Source organism: Amycolatopsis vancoresmycina (assembly GCF_000716785.1).
GTDB lineage: Bacteria > Actinomycetota > Actinomycetes > Mycobacteriales > Pseudonocardiaceae > Amycolatopsis > Amycolatopsis vancoresmycina.
This window is the reverse complement of record NZ_JNYY01000029.1, coordinates 23,928-46,157: the sequence shown is the minus strand read 5'-3', so window position 1 is coordinate 46,157 and position 22,230 is coordinate 23,928. Positions and strand designations below refer to the sequence as shown.

At 71.7% G+C, this 22,230-nt stretch carries 21 protein-coding genes; 9 read left to right on the top strand and 12 right to left on the bottom strand.

Translation table 11 applies throughout. The annotated features are described in order from the left end of the window. Nucleotides 1-21: 21 nt before the first annotated feature. Both OO60_RS40935 and OO60_RS40930 read left to right on the top strand, forming a co-directional pair. Nucleotides 22-2,814 carry an AAA family ATPase gene (locus OO60_RS40935; protein ID WP_003094517.1) on the top strand — a complete coding sequence of 931 codons (2,793 nt, stop codon included), beginning with the start codon at nucleotides 22-24 and terminating at the stop codon, nucleotides 2,812-2,814. 202 nt (nucleotides 2,815-3,016) lie between these two features. Continuing rightward, a complete protein-coding gene (locus tag OO60_RS40930) occupies nucleotides 3,017-4,258 on the top strand; it encodes an SLC13 family permease (RefSeq protein ID WP_033263386.1) in 1,242 nt (413 codons plus the stop codon). Between the two features lie 111 nt (nucleotides 4,259-4,369). On the opposite strand, the gene OO60_RS40925 is transcribed toward OO60_RS40930, so the two are convergent. The 4 genes from OO60_RS40925 to OO60_RS40910 form a co-directional block, all read right to left on the bottom strand. Beyond that, on the bottom strand, nucleotides 4,370-6,112 hold the full coding sequence (locus OO60_RS40925) for a hypothetical protein (RefSeq protein ID WP_033263385.1): 1,743 nt from the start codon (nucleotides 6,110-6,112) through the stop codon (nucleotides 4,370-4,372). Nucleotides 6,113-6,295: 183 nt separating this feature from the next. After that, nucleotides 6,296-7,498, bottom strand: coding sequence for a bifunctional RNase H/acid phosphatase (locus OO60_RS40920; RefSeq protein ID WP_033263384.1), 1,203 nt, complete (start codon nucleotides 7,496-7,498; stop codon nucleotides 6,296-6,298). A gap of 77 nt (nucleotides 7,499-7,575) precedes the next feature. Next, a complete protein-coding gene (locus OO60_RS40915) occupies nucleotides 7,576-8,313 on the bottom strand; it encodes a zinc ribbon domain-containing protein (protein ID WP_033263383.1) in 738 nt (245 codons plus the stop codon). A gap of 10 nt (nucleotides 8,314-8,323) precedes the next feature. After that, the gene (locus tag OO60_RS40910; RefSeq protein WP_033263382.1) at nucleotides 8,324-9,145 is read right to left on the bottom strand and encodes a Nif3-like dinuclear metal center hexameric protein; all 822 of its coding nucleotides are present in this window, start codon (nucleotides 9,143-9,145) and stop codon (nucleotides 8,324-8,326) included. 439 nt (nucleotides 9,146-9,584) lie between these two features. On the opposite strand from OO60_RS40910, the gene OO60_RS40905 reads away from it, so the two are divergent. From OO60_RS40905 to OO60_RS40895, 3 genes are read left to right on the top strand one after another with little or no spacing between them, the layout of a single operon-like run. Further along, a complete protein-coding gene (locus tag OO60_RS40905; protein ID WP_004559914.1) occupies nucleotides 9,585-10,046 on the top strand; it encodes a low molecular weight protein-tyrosine-phosphatase in 462 nt (153 codons plus the stop codon). A 38-nt stretch (nucleotides 10,047-10,084) separates the two neighbouring features. Beyond that, a complete protein-coding gene (locus OO60_RS40900; protein WP_004559913.1) occupies nucleotides 10,085-10,918 on the top strand; it encodes an SURF1 family cytochrome oxidase biogenesis protein in 834 nt (277 codons plus the stop codon). 50 nt (nucleotides 10,919-10,968) lie between these two features. Beyond that, complete coding sequence (locus OO60_RS40895; protein WP_004559912.1) at nucleotides 10,969-11,586, top strand: FMN-binding negative transcriptional regulator; 618 nt, start codon at nucleotides 10,969-10,971, stop codon at nucleotides 11,584-11,586. Nucleotides 11,587-11,614: 28 nt separating this feature from the next. Here OO60_RS40895 and OO60_RS40890 read toward each other — a convergent pair whose 3' ends face one another. The 3 genes from OO60_RS40890 to OO60_RS40880 are packed head-to-tail and all read right to left on the bottom strand — an operon-like array spanning nucleotide 11,615 to nucleotide 13,746. After that, nucleotides 11,615-12,052, bottom strand: a complete 438-nt coding sequence (locus OO60_RS40890; protein WP_033263381.1) for a hypothetical protein — start codon at nucleotides 12,050-12,052, stop codon at nucleotides 11,615-11,617. Between the two features lie 56 nt (nucleotides 12,053-12,108). Continuing rightward, nucleotides 12,109-12,999, bottom strand: a complete 891-nt coding sequence (locus OO60_RS40885) for a cobalamin biosynthesis protein CobD/CbiB (protein ID WP_033263380.1) — start codon at nucleotides 12,997-12,999, stop codon at nucleotides 12,109-12,111. 42 nt (nucleotides 13,000-13,041) lie between these two features. Further along, entirely contained in the window at nucleotides 13,042-13,746 is a 705-nt protein-coding gene (locus OO60_RS40880; protein ID WP_003092542.1) for a FadR/GntR family transcriptional regulator, read from the bottom strand. 103 nt (nucleotides 13,747-13,849) lie between these two features. On the opposite strand from OO60_RS40880, the gene OO60_RS40875 reads away from it, so the two are divergent. The 4 genes from OO60_RS40875 to OO60_RS40860 all read left to right on the top strand — a co-directional run bounded on the left by OO60_RS40875 (nucleotide 13,850) and on the right by OO60_RS40860 (nucleotide 16,716). Next, on the top strand, nucleotides 13,850-14,347 hold the full coding sequence (locus tag OO60_RS40875) for a gluconokinase (protein ID WP_033263403.1): 498 nt from the start codon (nucleotides 13,850-13,852) through the stop codon (nucleotides 14,345-14,347). After that, a complete protein-coding gene (locus OO60_RS40870; protein WP_003092536.1) occupies nucleotides 14,344-15,711 on the top strand; it encodes a GntT/GntP/DsdX family permease in 1,368 nt (455 codons plus the stop codon). Before OO60_RS40875 ends, OO60_RS40870 begins: the two co-directional genes overlap by 4 nt. A gap of 172 nt (nucleotides 15,712-15,883) precedes the next feature. Then, nucleotides 15,884-16,207 carry an ArsR/SmtB family transcription factor gene (locus OO60_RS40865; RefSeq protein WP_003092533.1) on the top strand — a complete coding sequence of 108 codons (324 nt, stop codon included), beginning with the start codon at nucleotides 15,884-15,886 and terminating at the stop codon, nucleotides 16,205-16,207. After that, nucleotides 16,204-16,716, top strand: a complete 513-nt coding sequence (locus OO60_RS40860; protein WP_003092529.1) for an SRPBCC domain-containing protein — start codon at nucleotides 16,204-16,206, stop codon at nucleotides 16,714-16,716. The genes OO60_RS40865 and OO60_RS40860 overlap by 4 nt, the downstream gene beginning before the upstream one ends. 47 nt (nucleotides 16,717-16,763) lie before the next feature. Here the strand turns inward: OO60_RS40860 and OO60_RS40855 are convergent, their stop codons facing one another. Genes OO60_RS40855 through OO60_RS40835 form a run of 5 tightly spaced genes read right to left on the bottom strand, consistent with a single transcriptional unit; the run spans nucleotide 16,764 to nucleotide 22,222 of the window. Next, a complete protein-coding gene (locus OO60_RS40855; protein ID WP_003092526.1) occupies nucleotides 16,764-17,732 on the bottom strand; it encodes an N-acetylglucosamine kinase in 969 nt (322 codons plus the stop codon). Then, nucleotides 17,729-18,994: a 6-phospho-beta-glucosidase gene (locus OO60_RS40850; protein ID WP_003092524.1), complete on the bottom strand. Its 1,266-nt coding sequence runs from the start codon at nucleotides 18,992-18,994 to the stop codon at nucleotides 17,729-17,731. The genes OO60_RS40855 and OO60_RS40850 overlap by 4 nt, the downstream gene beginning before the upstream one ends. Continuing rightward, the gene (locus tag OO60_RS40845; RefSeq protein ID WP_003092521.1) at nucleotides 18,991-19,881 is read right to left on the bottom strand and encodes a carbohydrate ABC transporter permease; all 891 of its coding nucleotides are present in this window, start codon (nucleotides 19,879-19,881) and stop codon (nucleotides 18,991-18,993) included. The genes OO60_RS40850 and OO60_RS40845 overlap by 4 nt, the downstream gene beginning before the upstream one ends. Beyond that, on the bottom strand, nucleotides 19,878-20,864 hold the full coding sequence (locus OO60_RS40840) for a carbohydrate ABC transporter permease (protein WP_003092518.1): 987 nt from the start codon (nucleotides 20,862-20,864) through the stop codon (nucleotides 19,878-19,880). Before OO60_RS40840 ends, OO60_RS40845 begins: the two co-directional genes overlap by 4 nt. Next, nucleotides 20,861-22,222: an extracellular solute-binding protein gene (locus tag OO60_RS40835; RefSeq protein WP_033263379.1), complete on the bottom strand. Its 1,362-nt coding sequence runs from the start codon at nucleotides 22,220-22,222 to the stop codon at nucleotides 20,861-20,863. Before OO60_RS40835 ends, OO60_RS40840 begins: the two co-directional genes overlap by 4 nt. Nucleotides 22,223-22,230 lie beyond the last annotated feature (8 nt).

Below are 22,230 nucleotides of genomic sequence, written 5' to 3'. Positions count from 1 at the left end.
CCCAACATGAAAGTCCTTACGGTGGATACCGAAGTAAATCCCGAGCACCCCGCCCGCGGGGCTTCGGTACCGAAGCGTCCCGCCCCGCGGCTCCCCGGCCGCGAGCCCGAACTCGGCCGCCTGACCGCCCTCTTCCCGGTCGCGCTGGGCGGCTCGGCCGCCAGCGCGGTGCTGGTCGGCGAGTTCGGCATGGGCAAGAGCGCCACCCTGCGGACCGCCGCGGCGCTGGCCGCGGACGCCGGGTTCACCGTCGCGGTCGCCACCGGGTCGCGGCTGGAGAGCCACCTGCCCGGCGGGCTCGTCCGCCAGCTGGCCGACGCGCTCGAGGAGCCGGGTGCGCCGCCGCGCCCGCCCATCGGCGAGCTGTGCGGGCCCGCCGGGGAGAGCGAAGCGCTCGACCTCTTCTTCCGGATCGTCCGCGACGCGACCGAGCGGGGTCCGCTGTTCCTCGGGATCGACAACGTCCACCTCGCCGACGCCTGGTCGATGCGGTGCCTGGCCTACCTCCGCAACCGCGTCCTCGACCTGCCAGTGTTCATCCTCCTGACGGCGCTGACCGGGCACCCGCCGCACCGCGAGGTCGCGCTGCTGGAGATGGCGGGCTGCACACCGGCCACGATCACGCTCAACGGCCTCGGCGACGCGGCCGCGGCGGAGATCCTCGGCATCGCGCCCGGCGAGCTCGTCTCCGCGTGCCGCGAGGCGACCGGCGGCAACCCGTACCTGCTGCAGGCGCTGCGGCCGCGGCTGCTGCCCGGCGCGGACCCGCACGAGCTGGGGTCGTCGCTGATCGGGCAGGTCCTGCACACGCGGATGCAGGAGTTCCCGCACGCGCCCGCCATCCTCCACGCGGCGGCGGTGCTCGGCGAGGACGCGGCCTTCGACCTGCTGGCCAAGCTCGCCGGCGTCGACGAGCTCGACGCGCTGCAGGCCATCGACACCATGGTCCGGCTGCACGTGCTCAACAACAGCAGCCAGCCGACGCTGACCTACTCGTTCGTCCGCAACTCCCTGCTCAAGGACATGCCGCGGACGACGAGGGCGGTCAACCACTCCCGGGCGGCGAAGCTGCTGACGGAGACGGGCGCGCCGGCCGAGCGCGTGGCCGCCCACCTGCTGGAAGCGACGTCGATCCGGATCCCGTGGGCGGTGGACGTGCTGCGGCTGAGCGCGCGCGACGCCGTGTTCTCCGGACGGCCGGAGCTGGCCGCGCGGCACCTGCGGCGGGCGCTGGAGGAACGGCTCACGTCCGGGCGCCGGATGGCCGTGCTGCTGCAGCTCGCGCACGCGGAGTTCCAGTTCGACCCGCCCGGCGCGGCGAAGCGGGTGCGCGAGGCCGTCGACACGGTCGGCAACCGCGAAACGGCCGCGTACATCGCCACCGCGATGCTGCTGTCGCTCTGCGGCGGCCAGGACGCCCGGCTCGGAATCAGCGCGGCGGGCCAGATCGCGGCGCGGCTCGACGCCGGCGGCCCGGACGCGGTGTGGCCGCTGCTGTGCATGACCTACCTGGCCGAAGCGGGCAGCCGGCTCGGCCCGCCCCCGGAGTTCCGCGACTTCGAGGAGCAGTGGGCGCCGCTGACCGACCCGGCGGCCCAGCGGAGCCGCTCGGCGCTGCTGGCGCTGGACGCCGTCCGCAACGGCGAGTCGGCGCAGGACGCCGTCGGGCACTTCGCGGACGCGCTGACCGGCGACAACGGCGACCTGTTCGAGCAGCATTACTTCTTCACGCTGGCGACGGCGGTGCTCTCGGACGAGCCGGCGCACGTCGACCGGCTGTGCCGGGTGCTGGACGTCGAGCGCGAACCGTGGGACGTGCACGTGCCGCACGGCGCGCTGCCGACCCTGGCCCGCGGGATCGCGCTGCAGGCCAGCGGCGACCTGCAGCGGGCGAGCGTCCACTTCGAATCGCTGCTGCGCCGGTTCGACGAGCGCGGCGGGACGACGACGTGCCCGGTCGGCGTGCTGTGCGCGGCGAAACTCGTCGAGTGCTGGGTCGACCTCGGCCGGTTCGAGGCGGCGACGTCGCTGCTGGACCGGATGGACTTCGTCGCGAGCCAGGGCCTGTTCACGCACACGTACCTGCTGTACGCGCGGGGCCGCCTGCGCGTCGCGACGGGGTACACGCGCTTCGGGTTCGAGGACCTACTGAGCTGCGGACGGCGGCTGGCCCACCACGGCATGCGGTTCCCGGGCTTCGTGCCGTGGCGCGCGCACGCGGCGCGCGCGGCGCTGGCCCTCGGCCAGACCGACGACGCGGCGCGGCTGGCGGAGGAGGACATGACCGCCTCGGCCCGCTGGGGTGCCCCGCGCCCGCTGGGCACGGCGCTCACGACGCTCGGGCTGGTCCGCGAGGACGACGAAGCCGAACGGGCGCTGCAGAAGTCGATCACGACGCTGCGGTCGTCGCCGGCCCGGTTGCAGCTGGCGACGGCGCTGACCGAGCTGGGCACGCTGCAGGCCCGGCACGGGCAGTCCGAGAAGGCCATCGAAACGCTGCGGCAGGCGGTGGAGCTGAGCGAGCAGTGCGGCGCGCGCCCGCTGGCGCGGCGGGCGGCGGAGGAACTGCGTTCGGCGCGGCGGGCGTTGACACCGGCGAAGGACAACGAGCACGGCCTGACGCGGCAGGAGAACCGCATCGCCGTGATGGCGGCGCAGGGCCTGACCAACCGCGAGATCGCGACGGCCCTGCACCTGACGCGGCGGACGGTGGAGCTGCACCTGTCGGGCGCGTACCGCAAGCTCGGCATCCCCGGACGCGCGGAACTCGGTGGGGCGCTGGCGAAGTCTTCCCAGCGCGTGGACGGTCGCTGACCGGCCGCTGCTCGGGCCGTGTCGTTCGAAGAGCCGTCCACTTCGGACACGAAGAGGATGTGGGCGGATCCGGAGTTCGGGGATCTGCTGCAGTACAACGACGAGTTCCGCACGAAGCTGATCGGAACGCCGGCGCAGATCGCGGGTGGGCCACGCCCGAGCCGCTGGGGGTCTGAGCACCGGCGTCGATTAGCGTGAGCCGGTGAACTTCTGGGCAGGTGCGGGAAGCCTTCTACTCCTCGCCGCGGTGCTGGTCTTCGCCGTCGTCCGGCCGCGGGGGTGGCCCGAGGCCGTGGCCGCCGTGCCCGCCGCCGGGGTCGTTCTTCTCCTCGGGCTCGTCGAACCCGCCGCGGCCGGGCGCCGGGCCGTCGAAATCCTGCCCACGCTGGGCTTTCTCGCCGCCATTCTCCTTTTGTCCTTTTTGGCCAGTGTGGACGGGGTCTTCACCTGGCTCGGCAACCGGCTCGCCGAGGCGTGCCACGGCCGGCCGCGGCGGTTGCTCGTGCTGACCTTCGCCGCGGCGGCCGGGGTCACCGCGATCCTCAGCCTCGACGCCACCGTCGTGCTGCTCACACCGGTCGTCCTCGCCACGGCGACCAGCCTGGACCTGCCCGCCCGGCCGCACGTCTACGCCTGCGCGCACCTGGCCAACTCGGCGTCGACGCTGCTGCCCGTCTCCAACCTGACGAACCTGCTGGCCTTCGCCGCGTCCGGGCTGACCTTCGCCGGGTTCACCGCGCTGATGGCCCTGCCGTGGCTCGTCACGATCGGCATCGAGCTGCTGGTGTTCCTGTGGTTCTTCAAGATCGACCTGCGGCCGCGCGAAACACCCGAACCGCGGCAGCACCTCGAGACGCCGACGTTCGCCCTGGTCGTCCTCGGCCTGACGCTCGCCGGGTTCGCCGTCGGGCAGCTCGGGCACGTCGAGCCGGTGTGGATCGCCGCGCTGGCCGCGCTGATCCTCGGCGTGCGGGCGCTCGCGCAGGGCAAGATCCGGCCGTGGCAGCTGGTCAGCGAGGCGGCGCCGCAGCTGTGCCTGTTCGTGCTGGGGCTGGCGGTGGTGGTGGAGGCCGTGTCGGAGCACGTCCTCGGCGGCTTGCTGCATGCCGTCCTGCCGTCGTCGACCGGCCTGCTCGACCTCCTGGTGGCGGCCGGCGTGGCCGCGCTGCTGGCCAACCTGGTCAACAACCTGCCGGCCACGCTGATCCTGCTGTCCGTGCTGGGCCCGCACCCGGCGCCGGGCGTGCTGCTGGCGGTGCTCCTGGGGGTGAACATCGGCCCGAACGCGACCTACCTCGGCTCGCTGGCGACGCTGCTCTGGCGCCGGACGCTCCCGAAGGCCCCTTCGGCCAGGACCTTCCACGCGCTGGGCGCGATCACGACCCCGCTGTGCCTGGCCGCGGCCACCGTCGCGCTCTGGCTGGGCCTCGGCCTGGCCTCGTGAACCGGGCAGCACGCGTGATCAGACGGGCATCACGCGTGTTTCGAGGGGCATCACGCGCGGAACTGGCGTGATCCGAGCCGGGGCTCGCGTGATCGGGGGCGGGACTCGGGGTCAGCTGGGCATGGTGATCGTCTGGCCCGGCTTCATCGTCGCGCCGCAGTCGTCGAGCGGGCCGCCGAAGCGGTCCGCGGCCACCGCCGGGATCGTCTTCGCCGCGTAGTCCTGGGCTGCCTTGAGCTTCGCCGGGTCCGTTGCCGCGTCGCGGCGGACCCAGTCGCCGTTGCGGAGGCCCTCGATCGGGGAGCTGTAGATCAGCACGTAGTCGCGGTCCAGGCGCGGGTCGAGGGCGATGCCGTTGCCCGCCGCCCAGGGGCCCCACGAGTGGATGAACGTCGGCTTGACCGTGTCGAACACGTAGTCGCGCAGGCCCTGCAGGTCGTTGTCGTGGACCAGGTCGGCGATCGGCTTGTTGACCAGCCCGGCCATGTCGACCAGTTCGAGCCGGCTGGTCATCGACGAGCCGCCGAGGTCCGGCAGCAGCAGCGACGCCTTCTGCAGGCCGAGGATGTCGGCGTAGGTGTTGAAGCCGCGGCCGAAGCGGTCGGCCACCAGGCACGCCGTGATGTTCGGGTTCTTCGCGAACTTGTCCGCCGCGGCCGCGAACCCGACCGCCGACGGGACGAACGCGCCCACCAGCACCACGACCACGCCGACGCGCAGCAGCGCCTGCCGGTGCCGCAGCAGCTCACCGGCCGAGAGCGTGCCGGCGATGACCGCGAGCGGCCAGATCGGGCTGGCGAACCGGTGCTGGTACATCCAGTCGGCGACCATCACGCCGTACGCGACGATCCCCAGCACCAGCGGCACCAGCAGCGCGACCAGCGAACGCCGCCAGGGCGCCTTGACCAGCGCGAACACGATCACCAGCGCGAGTACGATCACGCCCGCCCAGCCCGCGTAGCCGACGAGCTCGAACGGCCGCTTGACGGCGTCGAACCCGGGCAGGCCCTGCTGCTTCGCCACCGACGGGTTCGCCAGGAGCCGGCCGAACTCCGCGTGCCGCCAGACGACGTACGCGCCGAACGGCACCGCGAACGCCGCGACCGACAGCAGCGCCAGCCGGAAGCTCTTCCAGAACAGCCCCGAGCGCAGCAGGAACAGCGCCGCCAGCGGGTACGCACCCGCGTAGATCAGCCCTTCCGGCCGGGTCAGCGCGGCGAAGGCGACCATGACCCCGGCCCAGAGCGCGACCTTCGGCGTCAGCAGCCGGTCGTTGCGAACCGCGACGAACAGCGTCACGCCGAGGGTGACCACGGCGAACGCGAACAGCGAGTTCTCCAGGCCGGACACGACCCAGATGACGTACGACGGGATCGTCGCCAGCGTCAGGCCGGCGATCAGCGTCACCAGCCAGGCGAAGCGCGTGAAGATCTGCTTCGCGGCGATGTAGCAGGCGGTCAGGACGCCGCCGGTGAACAGCAGGCCCAGCGCCTTCGGGAACAGCACGTAGTCCGGGATGCCGAAGAGCGCGCCGTGGTCGAAGAGGCCGACGACCTTGCCGAGGCCGAGCAGCACCATCCACGTCGGGTCGGAGAAGCCCTCGACCGGCGGGGCGCCCGGCTGCAGCACCGGGCCGAGGCCGTCGGCGAAGCTGCGGGCGTAGGAGAAGGTGATGGCGGCGTCGTCGACGATCCAGTGGCCGTAGCGGGTGGCGTGGACGGCGACCGCGGCGACGCCGGCGAGCACGGCCAGCACCGGCGCCAGGCGCGCGCCCCAGCCGCGGGTGGCCGTGGTGGTGGCCGGGTCCTCGGGGACGTCGCTCGGGGAGGTCTCGGTGAGTGCGCTAGCCGTCATGTCCTCGTCACTGTTCCGCCCGCAGGCTTCTGCCGGTGGGATACGCGCGAGCCGGCGCCCCCTGAGTGGATCCGTCGGCGGATCCGCCACCGCGGCGACGCGGTCGAGACACTGTAGCCAATACCCCATCCGGGGTCGGCCACGCGTCGGTGTTGAGCGTGATCCACCCCACATTTTCCCCGGTCAGACGAGGTGCGAGGTGTCGTTGACGAGGCGGACCGAAGCATTCCCGTCCGGGTAGAACTCGACGATCGACAACGACGCCAGATCGAGGTGCAGCCGGAACAGCAGCTGGGGTCCGGCGTCAAGGCCCATCCGGAGCAGCGTCTTGATCGGCGTCACGTGGCTGACCAGCACCAACGTCTTGCCGCCGTGTTCCGCGATGAGCTCGTCGCGGACCTTGCGGACGCGCCGGTGGACGACGTCGAAGCTCTCGCCGCCGGGCGGCGGCACCGAGCTGTCGCCCAGCCACGACCGGTGCAGGTCGGGGTCGCGGTCGGCCGCTTCGGCGAACGTCAGGCCCTCCCACTCGCCGAAGTCGGTCTCGATCAGGCCGGGGTGGGTCTCGACGCGGCCGCCGAGCGCGTCGGCGATCGCCTGCGCGGTCTGCTTCGTGCGGGTGAGCGGCGAGGACACGATCGGCACGGCCTCGCCGTCGACGACCAGGCCGTCCATCGCGGCCAGCCGCTTCGCCGCCGCCGCGGCCTGCGTCCGGCCCAGCTCGGTGAGCGGGACGTCGCCGCGGCCGGAGTAGCGGCGCAGCGCCGACATCTCCGTCTGGCCGTGGCGGACCAGGAGCAGCCGGGTCGGGGTGCCTTTCGCGCCGGTCCAGGCGACGGCCGCGCGGTCGGGCTTGCGGGTCGGCAGCTTCGGCAGGGTGGGCTCCGGGGCGGCAGTGTCCCGGGTGGCGGAGGCGGGCTCGACGGGGACCGGCTGCCGGGCGGTCCGGGAGGCGCGACCGGCGGTGGCGGGCCGGCCGGCGGCGGGCTTGCCGGTGGCCGCGTCCATGGCCTCGTTGGCCAGGCGGTCGGCGTGGGAGTTCTGCGCGCGCGGGATCCACTCGTACCTGACCCGGGAGAAGCCGGCGGCCAGCTCCTTGGCCTGCTCGGCGAGCGGCTGCATGTCCGGGTGCTTGATCTTCCAGCGCCCGGACATCTGCTCCACCACGAGCTTCGAGTCCATCCGGACGTCCACAGTGGACGCTCCGAGCTCGGCGGCGGCGGCCAGCCCGGCGATCAGCCCGCGGTACTCGGCCACGTTGTTGGTGACGACGCCGAGGCTTTCCTTGCGCTCGGCGAGGACCTGGCCGTCGCTGTCGCGGATCACGGCGCCGTAACCGGCGGGACCGGGGTTGCCCCGTGAGCCGCCGTCGGCTTCGACGACCACATGCTTCGGGGGGTCCGTGGGGGCGGAGCCCCTCGGGCGGGGCGCGGGGGTTGCACCCCCGAAGGCACCGTGCGAGGTCACAGACCCGACTCCAGGGTCCGGACCAGGATCGCGCCGCAGTTCTCGCACTGGATGACTTCGTCCTCCGGCGCGGCCTTGATCTCGCTGACGGTGTTGCGGTCGAGCTCCAGCTGGCAGGCGCCGCACCGGCGGGCCCGCAGCAGCGCGGCGCCGATGCCCTTGTGCTCGCGGACCCGCTCGTACAGCTTGAGCAGCGGTTCCGGGAAGCGCGGCACCAGCTTCTCGCGGTCCTCGGCGCGGCGGGCGCGGGTCGTGTCGAGGTCCTTGAACGTCTCGTCGCGGCGGGCGATCGCGGCGGCGACCTCGGCCTCGGCCTTGTCGACCTCGGCGCCGGTGCGCTGCGCGTCCAGGCCGAGGGCCTCGCGCTGCTCCATCAGCTCCAGCAGGTCGTCCTCGAGCGCGCCCTGCCGTCGTTCCAGCGACTGCAGCTCGTGCTCGATGTCGGTCATCTGCTTGGCGTTGACCGAGCCGGAGGCCAGCAGCTTGCGGTCGCGGTCCTCGCGGGCACGCACCGACTCGATCTCCTTCTCCTGCCGGGCGATCTCCCGGTCGAGGTCGGAGGCGGCGGTCTCCACCGAGACGAGCGCGTCGCGGCGCTCGCGGGCGGTCTTCTCCCCCGCGTCGATCTCGGCCAGCTCGGGCAGGGTGCGGCGGCGGTGCGCGGTGCGCGAGAGCTCGGCGTCCACCTTGGCGAGCTCGAGCAACTGGCGCTGCACGGCGGGTTCGGCCTTCACGGTGCTCCTCTTAGCTAGATGTGCGCTCGGCGCGGACGTTCCACGGGTCGGTGCACCGCGTGGAGACGCGAGCGTCAACGCTACCCGCAAACGCCTGCGCCACGAGCGCCGAGGCTTGCCCGCACCACGGCCACTCGCTGGCCCAGTGGGTCAGCCCGACCAGCGCGGGCACCGCACCCGGGTTCGCCAGGTGCTCGCCGGCGGGGTGATGCCGCAGGTCGGCGGTGACGAAGGCGTCGACCCGAGCGGCGGTGGCCTGCTTCAGGTAGGAGTCGCCGGCGCCGCCGGAGACGGCGACCGTGCGGATCGGGCGGTCCGGGTCGCCCGCGCCGAGGACCCCGGGCACGGTCGCGGGCAGGGCGTCGGCGACGCGCTGGACGAACGCCGCGAACGGCTCCGGCGCGGGCAGTTCGCCGAGGCGGCCGATGCCGGTGACGCCGTCGGCGTTCGGTTCCAGGGGGCCGGTCACCCGCAGGCCGATGGCCGCGGCGAGCGCGTCGGAGACGCCGGGGTCGGCGGAGTCGGCGTTGGTGTGCGCGCAGTAGAGGGCGATGCCCGCGCGGATCATCCGGTGCACGAGCGCGCCCTTGGCGGTGTCGGCGGGCACGCCGTGCACGCCGCGCAGCAGCAGCGGGTGGTGGGCGACGATCAGCTGCGCCCCGGTCTCGACGGCTTCGTCGATGGTCTCGGTGACCGGGTCGACGCAGAACAGCACCCGGCTGACGGGTTCGGCGGGGTCGCCGCAGACGAGGCCGACGGCGTCCCACGACTCGGCGAGCGCGGGCGGGTAGGCCCGCTCGAGCACGGAAATGACTTCGGAAAGGGCGGCCATCCGGTGATTTTGGCATGCATCACCCAGGCCCCTGCGTTCGCGACCCGGTGGTGGCGGGTCGGCCGCGGCGGGGTTCCCCGCGGGCCGGAGGCGCCCCGGCGGCGACGGCCGCCGCGGGCGCCGGGGCCGGTCAGTTGCAGTTGCCGCAGCAGCCGCAGCCCTGGCCCGTGCACTTCGAGCAGCACCCGTGCATGATCGCTCTCCTTCCGGTTCGCGTCCTCGCCCGATCGACGCTAAGCGGGCGGCGCGGGCCGCGGATACCGCCGTGCGGGCGGGTGACCGGGTGAACCCGGTGGTTACGCACGGGCTCGGCGGCGAGCGCCAAGGGGCATCACGCGTGACTGGATGGGCATCACCCGTGTCTGGAAAGGCATCACCCGTGATTGGAGGGGCATGTCCTCGCGGGTGGCTGGGTGAACCCGGTGGTTACGCTCGGGATGTGACGCACATCGTCTTCGTCTGCTCCGGCAACATCTGCCGCTCCCCGATGGCCGAGCTGGTCTTCCGTGCGCGGCTCGAGGAGGCCGGCCTCGGCGACGCCGTCCGCGTGACCAGCGCCGGGACCGGTCCGTGGCACGCCGGGGAGCCCGCCGACAAGCGCGCTCGCGCGACCCTGAAGGCGCACGGCTACCCCACCTCGCACGTCGCGTCCGAGGTGTCCGGCGAGGACCTCGACGCCGACCTGCTGCTCGCCGCGGACGCGGGCCACCTCACCTTCCTGCGGTCGCGGGTCGAGGACCCGGCGAAGGTGCGGCTCCTGCGGTCGTTCGACCCGTCGGCGCCCGAGGGTGCCGAGGTCCCGGACCCGTACTACGGCGGTGACGACGGCTTCGAAGACGTCCTCGGCATGGTCGAGCGCGCGGTGCCCGGTCTGCTGGACTGGGTGCGTTCGCAGAGGTAGCGGACGCGGCCCGGGACGGGCCGGGCTACCGTGGTGGGGTGCGGTTGCGGTTCCTGCTCCGGCCCGGGTGGCTGGCTCTGACGGCGGTGGTGTTCACCTTCGCCGTCTGCTGCTTCACGCTGCTTTCGCCGTGGCAGTTCAGCCGCAACACCGAGCGCGAGCAGCAGAACTCCGCGCTCGAGGCGTCCTTCACCGCGGCGCCGCTGCCGCTGGCGCAGCTGCTGCCGCCGGGGAGCGTGCCCGGTCAGCGCACCGAATGGCACCTCGTGTCGATCACCGGCCGGTACCTGCCGGACAAGGAGGTCGTCGCGCGGCTGCGGACGGTCCAGGGCGAAGGCGCCTTCGAGGTGCTGACGCCGATGCGGACCACCGACGGCACGGTCGTGCTGGTCGACCGCGGCTACGTGCGGCTCGACAGCAAGTCCGGTGCGCTGCCGTTCGCGCCGCCGCCGGCCGGGACCGTCACCGTGACGGCCCGGGTGCGCGCGGACGAGACCGACCCGAAGCACCGCGACGCGTTCGCCGACGCCTCGACCGGCGGGCAGCTGCAGAGCTACGTCGTCGACTCCCGGGTCGTGGCGCGAGCGGGCGGGATCGACATCCGGCCGGGGTACTTCCAGCTCGACGTCGGCCAGCCCGGCGTGCTCGGCGCGCTGCCGCTGCCGCAGACCGACTCGGGGCCGTTCCTGTCGTACGCGCTGCAGTGGATCGCGTTCGGCGCGATGGCGCTGCTGGGCTGGCTGTACTTCACGGTCCGCGAGCTGAAGCCGGGCGGGGCGCTGGACGCGTCCGAGGCCGCGCCGGCCCGGCGGAAGTCCGTCGCGGAAATCCTGGCCGAGGACGAACTCGCCGAAAGTGGCCATCAGAAGTAGGCCGGAACTGGCCCTTCGGCGTGGCCACTCGGTCCGGTGATACTCCGGCCATGCTGATCCACCCGTGGGACGCGGCCGCCGATTCCGAGTGGCGCGAGTGGCTGTCCGCGCACGACTTCGGCCAGCTGATCGCCGGCGGCCGGGGCCGCGACCTGCCGGTGGTGACGCCGGCGCACTTCGCGTTCGACGGCGACCGCACGATCGTCACGCACCTGGCCCGCCCGAACCCGATCTGGCCGTTGCTGGAGGAGCACCCGCGGGCCCTGCTGGCGGTGGTCGGCGACTACACGTACATCCGGGCGGACTGGAACACGGACGCGGACCCGGCGTACGGCGTGCCGACGTCGTACTACGCGACGGTGCAGCTCGAAGGGGACGTCCGGCTGGTCGACGAGCCGGCGGCGAAGGCCGCACTGCTGGACGAGCAGCTGCGCCACTTCGAACCGGACGGCGCGCGTGCGCCGGTGAGCGCCGGCCAGGACGCCCCGGACCGGCGGCTGCTGCCGGGCATCCGCGGGATCGAGTTCACCATCACCGGCGTCCGGGCGAAGTTCAAGTTCGGCGGCAACAAGACGGCGGCGGACCGTGCGCGGATCGGCGCGCGGCTGGCGGAGCGCGGCGGGCCGCTGGACGCGGAGGCGCTGGCGCAGCTGCGCCGCCGCGGCTGAGGGCCGGCCGCCGTCTTGCCGCCGCGGGTCAGCCGCCGCAGCCCGGGACGGGCAGGACGTCCAGGAAACCGTGGATGGTCTCGCCGGTGGTGTGGTTCAGCGCGTCCGCGGTCATGTGCTGGGTGACGCCCGGCTGGTTGGCCGTCGGGTGCTGCTCCCGGATCCCGGTGGTCGTCGAGACGTCGTCGCCGGTGAAGAAGACCTTGCCGTTGTCGGCGAAGGTGATGGTCCAGATCTGGCCGGCGACGTTGGTGTGGATTTCGAACTCCTCCCCCACGACGAACGACCCGCCGGGGCCGTCGTCGTCGTGCTTGGACTTCAGCGTGAACGACGTGCCGAGGCTGCCGAAGCCGTCCTGCTTGTAGGTGGGGCCGCAGGGCCGGCTCTTGGCGTCGGCGGTTCCGGTGACGACCAGGGTGAGCAGGCTCGCGGCGACCACCCCGGCCGCCATGTGCTTGTACCGCAAGAGTTCCTCCCAGGTTTCGGCGAAGCGTTGCCTACGCTCGTCGATACGGGGAGGGGTTACACGGCCCGGCGCCGGAAGCCCGAACCGACGGCCAGCACCACCGCGGTCGCCCCGGCCAGCCAGCCCACCACGCGCGACAGCTCGACCGCCCGCGTCACGTGTCCGGCGTCCGGGTTGCGCCCGACGCCCAGCACCGGCAGCTCCGCCACCCCGTGCGGGTACACCGTCCGGCCGCCGACCCGGATCTCCAGCGCTCCCGCGAACGCCGCTTCGACGCGGCCCGCGTTCGGGCTCGGGTGGGCGATCGTGTCACGCCGCCACGCCCGCCACGCGCCGCCCGCCGAACCGCCGACCACCGGGGCCGCCAGCACCGTCAGGGCCGCCGCCACGCGGGTGGGGACCAGGTGGACCAGCTCGTCGAGGCGGTCGATCGCCCAGTGGCCGCGGCGGCCCGCCCGGGCGCGGCGCAGCAGGCTCACCGCCCGGGCGCCCAGCAGGCCCGGCACCCCCGCCACGGCGCCCCACACCAGCGGGGCCACCACCGCGTCCGACGTGTTCTCCGCCAGTGTCTCCACCGAAGCTCGCGACAGCGCGATCGCGCCGAGCCCGTCCGCCACCCGGGGGTCCAGTTCGGACAGTGTCGAGCGCGCCGGCTCGAAGCGGCATTCCTCGAGGTCGCGGGCCAGTTCCGTGCCGTGGAGAGCCAGGCCGGCCGCGCCGAGGACCGCCCACGTCGTCACCGCCGTCGCCGAGGCCTGCACCAGCGGGCGGCCGCGGCCGGCTCGCTCCAGCACGGCTCCGGCGGCCACCGCCGCGGCGGCGACCACGACGCCCGAGCGGGGCGGGAGCCGGCGGAACGCCGTCACCGGAGCGCGGCGGCGGGGGTCGCCGAGGGCGCCGTCGGCCGCCACGCCCAACACCAGTCCGATCGCGCGCGCCGCGCTCACCCGTGCCCCCCGGCGGAAGAAAAGTCCAGTTCCGCGTGGAGGCTACTCGCCCCGGGGACCGCCTTCCGATACCAGGGCGGCGATCTCGTCGCGGGCCTGGACGACGATGTCCCGCATCGCCCGCTCCGCCCGGTCCGCCGCCCCGGCGGCCACCGCCGCGGCCACCTCGGCGTGCAGCGCGATGGCTTCGGGCTGCGGCTCCGGCGGCATCAGGCCGTGCCCGGTCCGGCCGGTGAGCACCTCCGCGACGACCGCCGACAGCTGGCCGAACATCGGGTTGCGGGACGCGCTGAGCAGCAGGTCGTGGAAGGCGATGTCGAACTCGAGGAACGTCGAGAGGTCGCGGGCCCGTGCCGTGCGCGCCAGCCGCTCCCCCAGCGCGGTCAGCCGGCCGCGCTCCTCCGGGGTCGCGCGCAGGGCCGCGTACCGGGCCGCGCACGGCTCGATCGCCGACCGGAGCTCGTTCAGCGTGGCCAGTGCCGCCGGGCGGGCCGGGCCGTCGAGCTGCCAGCGGATCAGCCGCGGGTCGTAGTGGTTCCACTCCGCCGGCTCCCGGACGATCACGCCGACGCGCCGCTTGCTGCTGGTCAGCCGCATCGTCTCCAGGACGCGGACGACTTCGCGCGCCACGGTCCGCGAAGCGCCGAAGCGCTCCTGGAGGTCTTCCGAGCGCAGCACGGTGCCCGGGACCAGGGATCCGTTCGCGATCGCCGCGCCGAGGGCATCCAGTACCTGCTCGTGTCTCACCCTGATCAACCTAGCCGTCTGATTCGATTAAGTAGTACTTCATCTTGAATAAGTAGTACTTTTGAGTTTGACTCACCTGGGCACAACGAAGTGGGAGGTGCGGATGACCGTCATCGTGGTGATGGGGGTGTCAGGCTCCGGGAAGACGACGATCGGCACGGCGCTCGCCGAGGCGCTCGGCGTCGACTACGCGGAAGCGGACACGTTCCACCCGAAGGCCAACATCGACAAGATGACCGCCGGCACGCCGCTGACGGACGAGGACCGCGCCCCCTGGCTCGACGCCATCGCCGGCTGGATCCGCGAGCACCAGGCCACCGGCGGCGTCGTGACGTCGTCCGCGCTCAAGCGCCGGTACCGCGACGTGCTGCGCCGCGGCGGCGACGTCTGGTTCGCCCACCTGCACGGCGACCGCGCGCAGCTGGCCGAGCGGATGAAGACCCGGAAGGGCCACTTCATGCCCGTCTCGCTGCTGGACTCGCAGCTCGCCGACCTCGAACCCCTCGAGCCGGACGAGGCCGGCGCCGTTTTCGACAACACCAGCGGCACACCGGAAGAGATCACCGAAGCCGCCTTGACCGCCTTCCGGGAGCACGCGTGAACGCCGTCCTCGCCGCCGGCTGGACCGGCCACTCGACCCGCCTGATCATCGCGACCGTCGTGGCCATCGCGATCATCGTCGTGCTGATCACGAAGGTGAAGCTGCACCCCTTCCTGTCGCTGGTCCTGGGCTCGCTCGCGCTCGGGCTGGCCGCCGGGATGCCGGTCGACAAGCTGCTCAAGAGCTTCACGACCGGCGTCGGCAGCACGGTCGCGTCCGTCGGCATCCTGATCGCCCTCGGCGCGATGCTCGGCAAGCTGCTCGCCGACTCCGGCGGCGCCGACCAGATCGTCGACACCGTGCTCGGCAAGGCCCGCGGCGCCGCGCTCCCGTGGGCGATGGCGCTGGTCGCCGCGCTGATCGGGCTGCCGATGTTCTTCGAAATCGGGCTCGTCATGCTCATCCCGGTGGTACTGCTGGCGGTCAAGCGCACCGGGAAACCGTTGATGCTGCTGGGGATTCCGGCCGTCGCCGGGCTTTCGGTGCTGCACGGGCTGGTCCCGCCGCACCCCGGCCCGCTCGCCGCGGCCGGCGCGCTCAACGCGAACGTCGGCGTCACGCTGGCGTTCGGCCTGCTCGTCGGCATCCCGACGCTGGTCATCGCGGGCCCGCTGTTCGCCCGCGTGGCGGCCCGGCTCGTCCCGGACGCCGTCGCCCCCGAGCGGCTGATCCCGGAACGCGCCGACACCGACAAGCCGCGCCCGAGCTTCGCCGCGACGCTCACGACGGTGCTGCTGCCGGTCGTGCTGATGCTGGCGAAAGCGCTCTCGGACATCCTGCTGGCCAAGGACAGCCAGGCCCGCAAGATCCTCGACTTCGTCGGCGACCCGCTGATCGCGCTGCTCGCGGCGGTGTTGGTCGGCATGGTGCTGCTCGGCCGCCCGGCCGGGCTCGACCGGTCCCGGCTGTCCACTGTGGTCGGTGAGTCGCTCGGCCCGATCGCCGGGATCATCCTCATCGTCGGCGCGGGCGGCGGCTTCAAGCAGACCCTGGTCGACGCGGGGGTCGGCGACGTCATCACCGGCCTGGCCAAGGACGCGAACCTCTCGCCGCTGCTGCTCGGCTGGCTGGTCGCGGTGGCCATCCGGCTGGCGACGGGCTCGGCCACGGTCGCGACCGTCTCCGCGGCGGGCATCGTGGCCCCGCTGGCGGCGACCATGGACCCGTCGCACAGCGCACTGCTGGTGCTGGCCATCGGTGCCGGGTCGCTGTTCTTCTCACACGTCAACGACGCCGGGTTCTGGCTGGTCAAGGAGTACTTCGGACTCTCGGTCGGGCAGACGCTGAAGAGCTGGTCGGTGATGGAGACGCTGATCTCCGTGGTGGCGATCGCGCTGATCCTGCCGCTGTCGCTGATCGTCTAGCGGCGGCCGGTCTCCGTGCGTGCCCTGCCGCCCCCGGTCGTGAGTGGTAAGGCGGGTTAGAACCCGCCTTACCACTCACGACCGCCGCACGAACGAATGGCCGTCACCCACCGCGGGTGACGGCCTTCTTCGTGCGTTGACATGTGACCTTTTGGTCACCTATTCTCGCCGGGTGCCCGACGACGACCTGGTGTTCAAGGCGCTGGCGGATCCGACCCGCCGGTTCCTGCTCGACCTGCTCTTCGAGCGTGACGGCCGCACGCTCACCGAGCTGGAGACCCAGGTGGAGATGACCCGCTTCGGCGTCATGAAGCACCTGAAGCTCCTGGAGGAGGCCGGGCTCGTCGTCGCGCGGAAGGAGGGCCGCGAGAAGCGGCACTTCCTCAACCCCGTCCCGATCCGCCAGATCCACGACCGGTGGATCGACAAGTACACCGAGCGCCACGTCACCGCGCTCCTCGATCTCAAGAACGAGCTGGAAGGCGAAGAACCATGAGCGACACCGTGCAGGTCTACCGCGTCTACATCAAGGCGTCCCCGGAGCGCATCTGGGACGCCATCACGAAGCCCGAGTGGACGGCGAGGTACGGCTACACCGGGCTGGCCGACTTCGACCTGCGCCCCGGCGGCAAGCACCGCACCCGGCCGACGCAGGCGTTCATCGACGCCGGGATGACCGGCGACCTCGTCGACGGCGAGGTCCTCGAAGTGGACCCGCCGCGCAAGCTGGTCATCACCTGGAAGCTGCTGATGGCGCCGGAGGACACCGCCGACGAGCCCTACACGACGCTCACCTACGAGATCGAGGAGTCCAAGACCGCCGGCACCCGGCTGACCGTCACCCACGACGTCACCGGCGCCCCGAACATCGCCGGGATGGTCAGCGGGGCCTTCGAGCGGCTGGACGCGCCGCCGAACGAGAACGCCGGTGGCGGCTGGGCCTGGATCCTCTCCGACCTCAAGACGCTGCTGGAGACCGGCGACACCATCGTTCCGGCGCCGTGAAGGGTCTGGTGGCCTGCCTCGCGCCGCTTCGAGGCAGGCCACCAGGTCTAGGTGCGCTGGGTCGCCGCCTTCAAAGCCGCCTTCGCGGCTTCGGGAGCGCCCAGCGTGTCGAGTCCGAACAGGGCCGCGCCCACCACCGGGTTCACGTCGACGACGCGGACCACCGCGCGCGGCGCGACCTTGAGGCACCGGCGCTCGATCTCCGCGATCACCGGTGCGCCGATCCCGGTCAGCACGCCGCCGCCGAGCACGATCTCCGGGGCGTCCTCGGTCAGGTCCAGGGTGCGGAGGATCACCGCCGCGAACACGCTGACCTCCTCGACGAACCGCGTCACGATGTCCTGCGCGACCTCGTCGCCGCCCGCGGCCACCTCGAACAGCAGCGGGCACAGGCCGTGGATCGACGCCGGGTCGATCTCCTCGAAGTGCAGGCCCTGCACGACGTCCAGCAGCGTCGGCTTCCCGAAGTACGCCGCCACCGCCGGCATCAGCGCGGTCCGCGGACCGCGGCCGTCCTCGGCGCGCACGGCCCACCACAGGGCTTCCTCGCCGAGCCGGTAGCCGCCACCCCAGTCGCCGGAGATCTTGCCCAGCGCGGGAAAGCGGTGCACGCGCCCGTCCGGGCCGACGCCGGCGCCGTTGATCCCGGCGCCGCAGACGACCGCGACGCCCACCCCCGCGCTGCCCGCCCGGAGCAGCGCGAGGGTGTCGTTGCCGACGGTCAGCGTGTCGCTCCACCCGCGCGCGAACAGGGCCGCGTGCAGCGCCTCCTCCTCGCGCGGGAAGTCCAGCCCGGCCAGGTACGCGGAGGTGTGCACCGCGAACGGCTTCTCCTCGAAGGCCGGGTACGCCTCCAGCACCAGGCCTTCCAGCGCCGTGACGCAGGCCGCCACGCCGATGTTCTGCGGCGACGCGCCGGGGCCTCTCGACTTGCCCAGCACCACGCCGTCTTCCGAGATCACCAGGACCTCGGTCTTGCTGTTGCCGCCGTCGATCGCGATGACTGCAGGCTTCATCCGCGGGCCCAGGGCAGGTACTCGCGGTTGATCTGGACCAGCGAATCGGCCAGGGTGTCGGCCTTCGAGTACTGCCCGACCAGCGGGTGCGCGAGCAAGGCGTCGGCCACGCGGTCGCGGCCGCCCTTGAGCGCCGCCTCCAGCGCCAGGTACTCGTACGACGTCGTCGCCGCGATGAGCCCGGCGAAGTTCTGCTCCACCGGCGGCTGCGGGATCGGCACCGCGCCCTTCGAGTCCACAGTGGACCGAGCCTCGATGACGGCGTCGTCCGGCAGGAACGGGAACGTCCCGTCGTTGCGGACGTTCACCACGTGCTCCTCGGCCGGGCCACCCGCGGTCAGTGCGTGCACCAGCTGCACGGCGGCCTCGGAGTAGTACGCGCCACCACGCTTTTCGAGCGACTCCGGCTTCGTGTTCTGCTCCGGGTCGAGGTAGATCTTCAGCAGCTCTTCCTCGACGTCGGAGACGACGTCCGCGCGCGGGCGTTCGGTGCGCTGCTTGGTGACCTGCTCGTCGTGCGCGTAGAAGTACTTCAGGTAGTACGACGGCACGACGTTCATCCGCCGCAGCCACTTCTCCGGCACGCTGACCTCGTTGGACAGGTAGTCCAGGTGGTTGTCGAGCAGCTCCGGCAGCCGGTCGACGCCGTCGACGAGCGCGCCGCGCTCCCAGCTGAGGTGGTTGAGTCCGGTGTGGACGAGCTTGACGTCGTCCGCGCCGACGCCCAGGAGCCGCCCGAACTGGCGCTGCAGGTTGATCGCGACGTTGCACAGCCCGACCGCGCGGTGGCCCTCGTTGAGCAGCGCCCGCGTGACGATGCCGACCGGGTTGGTGAAGTTGACGATCCACGTGTCGTCGCCGGCGATCTTGCGGACGCGGTCGGCGATGTCGAGCACCACCGGGACCGTGCGCAGCGCCTTGGCCAGGCCGCCCGCGCCGGTCGTCTCCTGGCCGACGCAGCCGCAGGCGTGCGGGAACGTCTCGTCCGAGCGCCGTGCCCGCTGCCCGCCGACGCGCAGCTGGATCAGCACGGCGGAAGCGCCGTCGACACCCTCCTCCAGCGACTGCGTGGTCTTGATGCGTGCGGGGTGCCCGGCGTGGTCGAGGAGGCGCTGGCTGAACCCGCCGACCGCTTCCACGCGGTAGGCGTCCGGGTCGACCAGCACGATCTCGTCGACGTCCAAAGTGGACCGGCGACCGGCGATCCCGTCGATCAGTTCCGGCGTGTAGGTGGACCCGCCACCGACGACTGCCAGCTTCATCCCTTGACCCCCGTGAATGTGATGCCCTTGACGAACGACTTCTGGGCGAAGATGAACAGCACGATCACCGGCGCCATGATCAGCGCGGTCGCCGCCATCGTCATGTTCCACTCGACGTGGTGCATGCCGCGGAAGGACGCGATGGCCAGCGAAAGCGGCCAGTGGTCCTGGTCCTCGCCGGTGTAGAGCAGCGGCCCGAAGTAGTCGTTCCAGGTGAACAGGAAGCAGAACATGGCGGTGGCCGCGATCCCGGGCTTCGCCATCGGGATCAGCACGCGGTACATCGCCTGGAACTCGTTGCAGCCGTCGATCTTCGCCGCTTCGAGGTAGTCCTTCGGAATGGTGAGGAAGAACTGCCGGAGCAGGAAGATCGAGAACGCGTCGAAGAAGAAGTACGGCACGATCAGCGGAACCAGCGTGCCGGTGAGCCCCAGCCGCACCCACAGGTCGTACAGCGGCACGACGGTGACCTGCGGCGGCAGCAGCATCGCCGCCACGGTCAGCATGAAGAACAGGTTCTGCCCACGCCACTTGAGCTTCGACAGCGCGTACGCCGCCGGGATCGCCGAAAGCAGCGCGCCCACCGTCGCCAGCGCCGAATACAGCAGGCTGTTGCCGAAGTATTCGAGCAGCGGCGCCTTCTGGAACACCTTGACGAAGTTCTCGAAGTGCCATTCCGTCGGCCACAGGCTCGCCGTCATCGCCTGGTCGCTCGCCATCACCGCGGTGAGGAAGACGAACAGGATCGGCAGCATGAAGATCACGCCCATGGCGATGCCGACCGAATGCAGCGCGACGAACGACAGCCGCTTGTCCCAGTTCCGCTTGAACCGCACCTTCGGCGGTACGCCCGCCGCCTTCTGCGGCGCTTCGGCCACCGCGGTCATGCGCCCTCCTCCTGGTGCTGGGACTTCCGCAGCTGCCGCACGAGAATCCAGGTGAACGCCGAGCTCACGATGAACAGCAGCACGGCCATGGCCGCCGCGTAACCCATGTTGAAGTAGCGGAAACCCTGGACGTACAGCCAGATCGGATACGTCAGCGTCGAGTTCTGCGGCGCGCCGATCAGCTTCGAGTTCCCGGCGACGTCCGCGGTGCCCGCTGACGCGGACGCGGCCACGATCGCCTGCGTGAAGAACTGCAGCGCGTAGATGATCGAGTTGACCACGCCGAACAGCAGCACCGGCGAGATCGACGGCAGCGTGACGTGCCAGAACCGGCGGATCGGGCCGGCGCCGTCGAGTTCGGCGGCTTCGTACTGCTCGGTCGGGACGTCCAGCAGCGCGGCCAGGATGATGATCATCAGCTCGCCGGAGCCCCACAGCGCCAGCAGCGTCAGCGCGGGCTTCGACATCGCCGGGCTGTTGAACCAGAGGCCGCCGTCGATGCCGACGAGCCGCAGGAACCGGTTGACCGGGCCGAACTCCGGGTTGAACACGAAGACGAACGCGAGCGTGGCCGCCGCGGGCGGGGCGAGCGTCGGCAGGTAGCAGAGCGTCCGGACGAGGCCGACACCCGACTTGAGTCGCGAGATCACCGAGGCGACACCGAGGGAGAACACCACGCGGCAGACTGTCAGGACGACCACCAGCCACAGCGTGTTATACGCGGCCGTGCCGACCAGCGGCTCGCTGGTGAACATCCGCACGTAGTTGTCGAAGCCGATGAACTGCGGCGGGTTGATCAGGTCGTAACGAGTGAAGGAGTAGTAGAGCGTGGCGATCAGCGGGTAGCCGAAGAAGATCAGGAACCCGATGAACGCCGGGGCCATGAAGAACAGGACGGTCCGGCGGCGCTTGGCCCGGCGGGCCCCCGCCCGCACCTTTTCGGGTGCGGACGGGGAAGCCTTTTCCGCGAGGGTGGAGGTCATCCGCCCGCGCCCTTCTGCTTCAGTTCGTCGTCGATCTGCGCGTCGACCTTCTGCAGGCCCGCGGTCAGGTCGGGCACCGAACCGGCCTGCCACTTCTCGGCGAAGTCGTTGACCGCCTTGAGGTGCGCGTCGCCGATCGGGGTGGTCTGGTTGGCGACCAGCTTGCCGCTGTCGTAGATGTCGAGGAACGTCTTGAACTGCGGCTGCAGGTCCAGCCGCGGCGAGGTGAGCGACGCCTTGGTGCTCGGGACGTTCTTCAGGCCGTTGGCCATGTCCACCAGGGTGTCGGTGTCCAGGGTGACCTGCTTGATGAGCTCCCACGCGGCGCCGGGGTTCTTGGCGCCCTTGGGGATGGCGATGATCGTGCCGGTGGTGAAGCCGCCGCCGTAGTGGTCGGCCATGCTGTCGAGCACCGGCGCGGGCGCGGTGCCGTAGTTGACGTTGGGCGCCTGGTCCTTGAGGAACGCGGTGCGGAACTCGCCGTCGTAGATCATCGCGAGCTTGCCCTTGTGGAAGCCGTGGTCGGCGGAGTACTCGTCACCGAGGCCGGCCTTGAACTGCTCGACCTTGGCGTGGCCGCCGTAGAAGTCGATCAGCTGCTTCTGGAACTCGAACATCGCCTTCCAGCCGGGGTTGGTGGCGAGGTCGGACTTGCCGTCCGGGCCGAGGAAGGGCGCGCCGAAGTTCGGCGCCCAGTACTGGGCCTGGTTGGCGTAGAACGGCATCGAGGGCAGGAACCCGGCGACCTTGATCGAGCCGTCCGGGTTGAACTCGGTGAGCTTCTTGGTGGCCTCGAACAGTTCCGACGTCGTCTTCGGCGGCGAGGTGATGCCCTTCGCCGCGAACATGTCCTTGTTGTAGTAGAGCCCGTAGACGTCGGCGAGCATCGGCATCGCGCACCGCTTGCCCTGGTACTCGGTGTAGTTGCGGACCGCTTCGGGAATCTGGTTCAGGTCGATCTTGTCGCGTTCGATGTAGGGCTTGAGGTCCTGGAAGCTGCCGGTGGAACACCAGGCGCCCAGGTTGTCGGTGTAGAAGGAGATCGCGACGTCGGGTGGATTGCCGCCGCGGATCGACTGCGTCAGCTTGTCGTCGTCCTGGTTGCCCTCGTGCTTGATCTCGATGTTCGGGAACTTCGCCTTGAGCTTGTTGAGGCCCGCGGTGACCACGCCGTACTCGCGGTCGGTGAACTTGGAGTACACGGTGATCGTGAGCTTGTCGTCCTTGCCGGGCGCGGCCGCCGCGTCACCGCCGCCGCTCGGGGCGGCAGCGCCGGAGCAGGCGCTGGTCAGCAGGACGGACGCCGCGGCGGCGGCCACAAGCAGGGCGCCGCGACGGGTCCGGGTGGTAGGGGGCATGGCCCTCC

What these genes read in the sequence shown, in the direction of transcription:
- OO60_RS40860 (WP_003092529.1), top strand. Translation starts at nt 16,204, where the DNA reads ATGAGCGACACCGTGCAGGTCTACCGCGTCTACATCAAGGCGTCCCCG.
- OO60_RS40925 (WP_033263385.1), bottom strand. Translation starts at nt 6,112, where the DNA reads ATGACGGCTAGCGCACTCACCGAGACCTCCCCGAGCGACGTCCCCGAG.
- OO60_RS40895 (WP_004559912.1), top strand. Translation starts at nt 10,969, where the DNA reads ATGCTGATCCACCCGTGGGACGCGGCCGCCGATTCCGAGTGGCGCGAG.
- OO60_RS40910 (WP_033263382.1), bottom strand. Translation starts at nt 9,145, where the DNA reads ATGGCCGCCCTTTCCGAAGTCATTTCCGTGCTCGAGCGGGCCTACCCG.
- OO60_RS40845 (WP_003092521.1), bottom strand. Translation starts at nt 19,881, where the DNA reads ATGACCGCGGTGGCCGAAGCGCCGCAGAAGGCGGCGGGCGTACCGCCG.
- OO60_RS40835 (WP_033263379.1), bottom strand. Translation starts at nt 22,222, where the DNA reads ATGCCCCCTACCACCCGGACCCGTCGCGGCGCCCTGCTTGTGGCCGCC.
- OO60_RS40840 (WP_003092518.1), bottom strand. Translation starts at nt 20,864, where the DNA reads ATGACCTCCACCCTCGCGGAAAAGGCTTCCCCGTCCGCACCCGAAAAG.
- OO60_RS40875 (WP_033263403.1), top strand. Translation starts at nt 13,850, where the DNA reads ATGACCGTCATCGTGGTGATGGGGGTGTCAGGCTCCGGGAAGACGACG.
- OO60_RS40850 (WP_003092524.1), bottom strand. Translation starts at nt 18,994, where the DNA reads ATGAAGCTGGCAGTCGTCGGTGGCGGGTCCACCTACACGCCGGAACTG.
- OO60_RS40855 (WP_003092526.1), bottom strand. Translation starts at nt 17,732, where the DNA reads ATGAAGCCTGCAGTCATCGCGATCGACGGCGGCAACAGCAAGACCGAG.